The following is a 6,322-nucleotide window of genomic DNA, read 5'->3' on the forward strand; positions in this document are numbered from 1 at the left end:
TCAGGCCGTCAGCGCCTCGCTCACGCCGCGGATGTCCCGAACCAGGGCGTCGATCCGATCCGGATCGGAATCCCAGGCGAACATGAACCGGGCGCCTCCGCCGATAAACGTGTAGAAACGCCACCCCCTCTTCCGCAAAGCCTCCAGCCGCTCGGGGGAGGCCTTCAGGAACACCGCATTGGCCTCCACCGGGAACATGGCGGTGAAGCCGGGGCATTCCGCCACCGAAGCGGCGAGGCGTTGCGCGCAGGCATTGGCATGGGCCGCGTTGCGGAGCCAGGCGCCGCCTTCCAGCATTCCGACCCAAGGGGCGGTGAGGAAGCGCATCTTCGAGGCGAGCTGACCCGCCTGCTTGCAGCGATAGCCGAAATCCTCGGCGAGGGTAGGATCGAAGAACAGGATCGCCTCGCCTGCCGCCATTCCGTTCTTGGTGCCACCGAAGCAGAGCAGATCGACGCCAGCCCTCCAAGTCATCTCCGCGGGCTCGCAGCCGAGGCTGGCGCAAGCATTGGCGAAGCGTGCGCCGTCCATATGGAGGCGCAGACAAAGGTCACGGCAGGCAGCGGAGATCGCCCGAATCTCGTCGAGCGAATACACCTGCCCCGTCTCGGTTGGCTGTGTGATCGTCACGACCCGGGGCTTGGGGAAGTGGATGTCCGAGCGGCCGGAGGCGAGCCCGCGGATGAGGGCGGGCGTAAGCTTGCCGTCGGCGCTCGCCGCCACCAGCAGTTTCGAGCCGTTGGAAAAGAACTCCGGCGCGCCGCACTCGTCGGTCTCCACATGGGCCGAGGCCGAGCAGATGACGCTATGGTAGGATTGGCACAGGGAGGCCAGCGCCAGGGAGTTCGCGGCGGTACCGTTGAAGGCGAAGAACACCTCCGCATCCGGCTTGTCGAACAGATCGCGGAACGCGTCCGATGCCCGCTTCGTCCAGGCATCCTCGCCATAGGCGGGCACCGAACCGCCATTGGCCGCTTCGGTGGCGGCCCAGGCCTCGGGGCAGATGCCGGCGTAATTGTCGCTGGCGAATTGCTGGGGTTCGGTCTTCATCGTCGCTTCGCCTTCCGTCGGTCCCGCAGGAAAGCCGAAGCGACGCGTGGCGAAACCCGTTTCGTTGCCGGTTCGGCCACATCCCCTCCAGTCGATGAGGGCTCCACCTTGCTCGGATCAGCAGGTTGGCGTCGGGCGTCGCCGCGACTCTTGATGCAAAGGGAAGCTTAACAGCGCGCGGGGCCAGCCGCAACGCGACGAGAGTGATGGTTGCCGCCCGTCCTCCGACACTCGAAGGACGGGCGGGGAACTACCTTCAGGCCGTCGGGCGACCCGAGCGACCGGAATAGCGGCGACGGAGGTAGGAGACGACTTTGGGGAGAAGGAAGGCGAGGATCAGCTTGCGCATGCGCGACACTCCGGAAAGGGAAGAAGATACGGCTCCATCCGGAGCCGCCTGTCTGGAGAGCAATGATCGGCCCGGCGTTGCGTTCCTTGGCCGGCTTCACAGATGGGATGCGACGGCCCGTCAGAGCTCCAGTGTCAGCGTGACCGGGACATGGTCGGAGGGACGCTCCCAACCGCGTGCCTCGCGGAAGACGTCCACCGCGCGGGCGGTGCCGTCGAGATCCGGCGAGACCCAGACATGGTCGAGGCGACGCCCCTTGTTGGCGGCGGACCAGTCGGGCGAGCGGTAGCTCCACCACGTGTAGATCTTCTCCGGCTCAGGCGTCAGGACGCGGGCGGTATCGATCCAGCCGGCCTCACCACGCAGGAGCTCCAGCGCTTCCGTTTCTACCGGCGTGTGGCTGACGACGGAGAGAAGCTGCTTGTGCGACCAGACGTCGTGCTCGAGCGGCGCCACGTTGAGGTCGCCCACCAGAATCGCCGGGCCGGCCATGCGCCGCCCGCCCCATTCACGCAGGTCGCGGAGGAAATCGAGCTTGTGGGCGAATTTCGGGTTGAGGCCGGCATCCGGAACGTCGCCGCCGGCCGGAACGTAGAAGTCATGAATCACGAAGCCGGCGGCAGCGCCCGCCTCCGGCCCGAGCGCCGCCGAGATGTGGCGGGCATCCGGCTTCCCGCAGAAGGCCATGACGTCGCGGGTGAGCAGGGGAAAGCGCGACAGGATGGCGACGCCGTTATAACCCTTCTGGCCGGCGAACACGACGTTCTCGTAGCCCGAGCCGCGCAAGGCCTTGAGGGGAAAGGCATCGTCCGGGCACTTCGTCTCCTGCAGGCAGAGTACATCGGGCTTCACCTCGGCGAGAAACCGAAGGACGAGATCGATGCGCAGCCGCACCGAATTGATGTTCCAGGTGGTGACGGAGAGGCGCAACGGGTCTAGCTCACATATGTCATAAGGATCGGGACCGACCGCTTCGATAGACTGGATCGGCCCGCCCGTCGCCGCACAATTGCCGCGTTCCATCGTCGAGAGGAATGCGCCGTCGTAGATACTGGAAGGATCGCCCGTCGTGTCGCGCACCCGCTCTGCGCTTTTCAATATCTACTGGGCCGCCTGGACCGCTTGTTTCGCGCTGCCCCTCGTGGTGCTCGCGATCCTCGGTTGCCCGACACGGCCGATCCGTGCGGCGACGCGGCTGTGGTCGCGCGGCATCCTGTTCGGCCTGCGTCACATCGTCGGCCTGACCTATGTGGAGGAGGGGCGCGCACGCATCCCCTCCGAGCCGTGCCTGATCGTGGCCAACCACCAATCGGCCTGGGAGACCCTGGCCTTTCTCATCCTGATCCCGAACGTCGCCATCGTGGCCAAGCGCGAACTCGTGGCGATCCCCATCGTGGGCTGGTTCCTGCGCCGCTCGCCGATGATCATCATCGACCGGGCCAACGGCACCCAGGCCCTGCGCACGATGATCGACGAGAGCCGCCTCGCCATCGCGGAAGGCCGCTCCATCCTGATGTTCCCGGAAGGCACCCGGAGCACCATCGACGCGCCGGTGCAGTTCAAGCGCGGGGTCGAGCTGCTCTATGCCAAGCTCGGTCTGCCCGTCCTGCCGGTGGCGGTGAATTCGGGCCTGTACTGGCCGCATGGCGGCTCGCGCCACATTCCCGGGACGGTGGTGGTGAGCTACTTGGAAACCCTGAAGCCGGGCCTCTCGGGCGGAGAGTTCATGCGGGGCACGCAAGACGCGATCGATGCCGAGCTGAACCGTTGGCGGAGCGGCAACCCGGAAATGAGCCTTCAAGCGTCGTAATCGAAAAAAGCCTTCCCCACTGCGGGCTTATCAGATCCACGCTTTTCAGCGGGATGCGCCGCCCTTCTCCCCCTTTTGGGGAGGAGCTGGAGGTGGGGGTGGTGGGGCGACCCTGATCCTTCGGAGGCTGGCGGAGCCACCCCCACTCCTAACCTCTCCCCACAAGGGGGAGAGGGACGCGCTCGGCTCCGCAAGAGCAGATGTATGAATCCAGGAGCCACAGGGGAGAAGGGAGGCGCTCGCGATCACTGCGCCTTGATCTGCTTCTCCATCGCCTTGTCTTCGCTGCGCCCGTAATTGATGAAGAACTGGCTGCCGTCGATGGCCTTGCCCTTCTGCAGGTTCGAGAGCTGGACCGTGGTCTGGTAGCCTTGCGGATCGGTGATCCGCCACTGGCTGAGCGTCTTCACCTCGGCGTCGAAAAACAGCTGGATCTTCGAGGTACCGCCCAGTGTCGCCCGGTCCTCCAGCGAGATGCGGATGCCGCCCGGATCGTTGGCGATGTCCGACACGGTGAGGTCGCGGGCAAGGTCGATCTTATCGCGCAGCAGGAATTTCAGCGGCGTCTGCGAGATGAAGTAGAGGTCCTGGGTCTTCAGCTTGCGGTCCTTCACCGCCACCGACGTGCCGTCCGCCACCACCTCCATGGGGGAGGGCTGGTCGTAGTCGAAACGCAGGCGGCCAGGCTTGGCCAGCGTCAGCTTGCCCCCGATGCGGCGCCCATCGGCGGCGATCTGGACGAAGTTGCCGCTGAGCGTGGTCATGCCGTTGAAATAGGCATTGGCCTGGGCGAGCACGGCGGCGGGCTCGGCATCCAGCATGGACGACGCGGCGGTGGGGGCGCCGACGGCGGCGACCTTGGCGGGCGCGTCCGAGGGCGCAGCCTTCGCGGCGGGTTTCGCGCCGGAGGCGGCCTTGTCCGCCCCCGCCTTGGCGTCCTTGGCCGGTTTGGGCGCCTGGGCCGCCGGCTTCTTCGGCGCGGTGGGAGCGGCCGGGGGCGCTTCCGGCTCGGGAGCGGGGGCCGGCGCGGGCTGCTCCTTGCGGCCGAACAGGCCGTCGAGGAAGGACGAGACCTGCGCCGTGGCCGGCACGGGTTGGAGGCTGGCCGCCAGCACGAGGAGCGAGCCGGCGGCGAGAAGGTGGCGTCGGCCGGTCATCCTGGGGCGTTCTCCGAAGTCGGGTGGGGTTCGGCTTAGAACTCGACCCTGTGGCGAATATGGGACGGGACCTCCCTCGCCCCAAAAGGGAGACGGACGGTACTCACACCGTTCTCCGCTCGATCGCCTCGGATCGAGCGGTCGCCGCGGGGCTCCCTCTCCCGTGTGGGAGAGGGTACCCGCGGTACATCTCGTTCTTCGATGATCAGCCGGTTCGACGGAATCGGTCCAGCGGATCACGTCTCACTCGTCGTCGTCCATCATCGACGAGGACATGGAGATCGACCCCATGCTGGACGGCGCGGTTTCCATCAGGATCTCGCGCTTGCCGGCGTGGTTGGCTTGGCCCACGATGCCCTCGACCTCCATCCGCTCCATGATCGAGGCGGCGCGGTTGTAGCCGATCTGCAGGCGGCGCTGGATGTAGCTGGTGGAGGCCTTGCGGTCCCGCATCACCACCTGCACCGCCTGGTCGTAGAGGTCGGCACCCGCATCGATCCCGCCGCCCGCATAGGCCCCGGCATCGAAGATCGGCGCGTCGATCTCCTCGACTTCGGCGGCCGCCGCCTTGTCGGCCTTGGAGGCCTTGGCCGGCTTCTCCTCGGGCGGGTTCTCGTCCACGGTGACGGCTTCGAGATAGGACGGCCGGCCCTGGCGCTTCAGGTGGGCGACCACGCTCTCGACTTCCGAATCCGAGCAGAACGGGCCGTGGACGCGGGTGGTGCGTCCGCCACCGGCCATGAACAGCATGTCGCCCTGGCCCAGCAGCTGCTCGGCGCCCATCTCGCCGAGGATCGTCCGGCTGTCGATCTTCGAGGTAACCTGGAAGGAGATCCGGGTCGGGAAGTTCGCCTTGATCGTGCCGGTGATGACGTCCACCGAGGGGCGTTGCGTCGCCATGATGAGGTGGATGCCGGCTGCGCGCGCCATCTGCGCGAGACGCTGGATCGCGCCTTCGATGTCCTTGCCCGCCACCATCATCAGGTCGGCCATCTCGTCGACCACGATGACGATGTAGGGCAGGGCCGAGAGGTCCATCTCCTCCGTCTCGAACACGGCCTGGCCGGTCTCGCGGTTGAAGCCGGTATGGATCTCGCGAGTGATGATCTCGCCCTTGGCCCGCGCTTCCGCCATCCGGGCATTGTAGCCGTCGATGTTGCGGACCGCGATCTTGGACATCTTCTTGTAGCGCTCTTCCATCTCGCGCACGGCCCATTTGAGGGCGATGACCGCCTTCTTCGGATCGGTGACGACGGGGGAGAGCAGGTGCGGGATGCCGTCATAAACCGACAGTTCCAGCATCTTGGGATCGACCATGATCAGGCGGCACTCTTCCGGCTTCATCCGGTAGAGGAGCGACAGGATCATCGTGTTGATCGCCACCGACTTGCCCGAGCCCGTGGTGCCGGCCACCAGCAGGTGGGGCATCTTGGCGAGATCGGCGATGATCGGCTCGCCGCCGATATTCTTGCCGAGGCAGAGGGCGAGCTTGTGCTTGCTGATGCAGAAATCGGCCGAGGACAACAGCTCGCGCAGGTAGACGGTCTCGCGGGTCTCGTTGGGCAGTTCGATGCCGATGACGTTACGGCCGGGCACCACCGCCACGCGGGCCGAGACAGCCGACATCGAGCGGGCGATGTCGTCCGAGAGGCCGATGACGCGGCTCGACTTGGTGCCGGGGGCCGGCTCCAGTTCGTACAGGGTCACGACAGGGCCGGGGCGGACGGCGAGGATGTCGCCGCGCACGCCGAAATCCTGCACCGTCTGCTGGAGGTTCAGCGCGTTCTGCTCCAGCACGTCGGCATCGACCTCCTCGGTGCCGGTCACCGGCGGCTCGGCCAGCAATTCCAGCGAGGGGTGCTCGTAATCCTCGTTCTCGACGAGGGACATCGGCGTGTGCCGGCCGTCCCCGAAGCCGCCGCACCGGTCGAGATGGAGGAAGCCCCGGCTCCCGTC

The 6,322-nt window shown here is 66.6% G+C and carries 5 protein-coding genes and 1 riboswitch; of the genes, 1 reads left to right on the forward strand and 4 read right to left on the reverse strand.

The window, feature by feature from the left end; translation table 11 throughout:
* Nucleotides 1-1,050, reverse strand: a complete 1,050-nt coding sequence (locus tag AC0IXR_RS20995) for a threonine aldolase family protein (RefSeq protein ID WP_471761998.1) — start codon at nucleotides 1,048-1,050, stop codon at nucleotides 1-3.
* 50 nt (nucleotides 1,051-1,100) lie between these two features.
* Nucleotides 1,101-1,212: riboswitch (SAM-I-IV-variant riboswitch) on the reverse strand.
* Between the two features lie 307 nt (nucleotides 1,213-1,519).
* Nucleotides 1,520-2,329 carry an exodeoxyribonuclease III gene (locus tag AC0IXR_RS21000; protein ID WP_471762011.1) on the reverse strand — a complete coding sequence of 270 codons (810 nt, stop codon included), beginning with the start codon at nucleotides 2,327-2,329 and terminating at the stop codon, nucleotides 1,520-1,522.
* Between the two features lie 139 nt (nucleotides 2,330-2,468).
* Between AC0IXR_RS21000 and AC0IXR_RS21005 the strand changes: the two genes are divergently transcribed.
* Nucleotides 2,469-3,209: a lysophospholipid acyltransferase family protein gene (locus AC0IXR_RS21005; RefSeq protein WP_471761999.1), complete on the forward strand. Its 741-nt coding sequence runs from the start codon at nucleotides 2,469-2,471 to the stop codon at nucleotides 3,207-3,209.
* 245 nt (nucleotides 3,210-3,454) lie between these two features.
* Here AC0IXR_RS21005 and AC0IXR_RS21010 read toward each other — a convergent pair whose 3' ends face one another.
* Together AC0IXR_RS21010 and AC0IXR_RS21015 are read right to left on the reverse strand one after the other, a co-directional pair.
* A complete protein-coding gene (locus tag AC0IXR_RS21010; protein WP_311275459.1) occupies nucleotides 3,455-4,366 on the reverse strand; it encodes a LolA family protein in 912 nt (303 codons plus the stop codon).
* Between the two features lie 243 nt (nucleotides 4,367-4,609).
* A partial coding sequence (locus AC0IXR_RS21015; RefSeq protein ID WP_471762001.1) for a DNA translocase FtsK occupies nucleotides 4,610-6,322 on the reverse strand: 1,713 nt, incomplete at its 5' end.

The organism is Methylobacterium sp. AC832 (assembly GCF_979256025.1).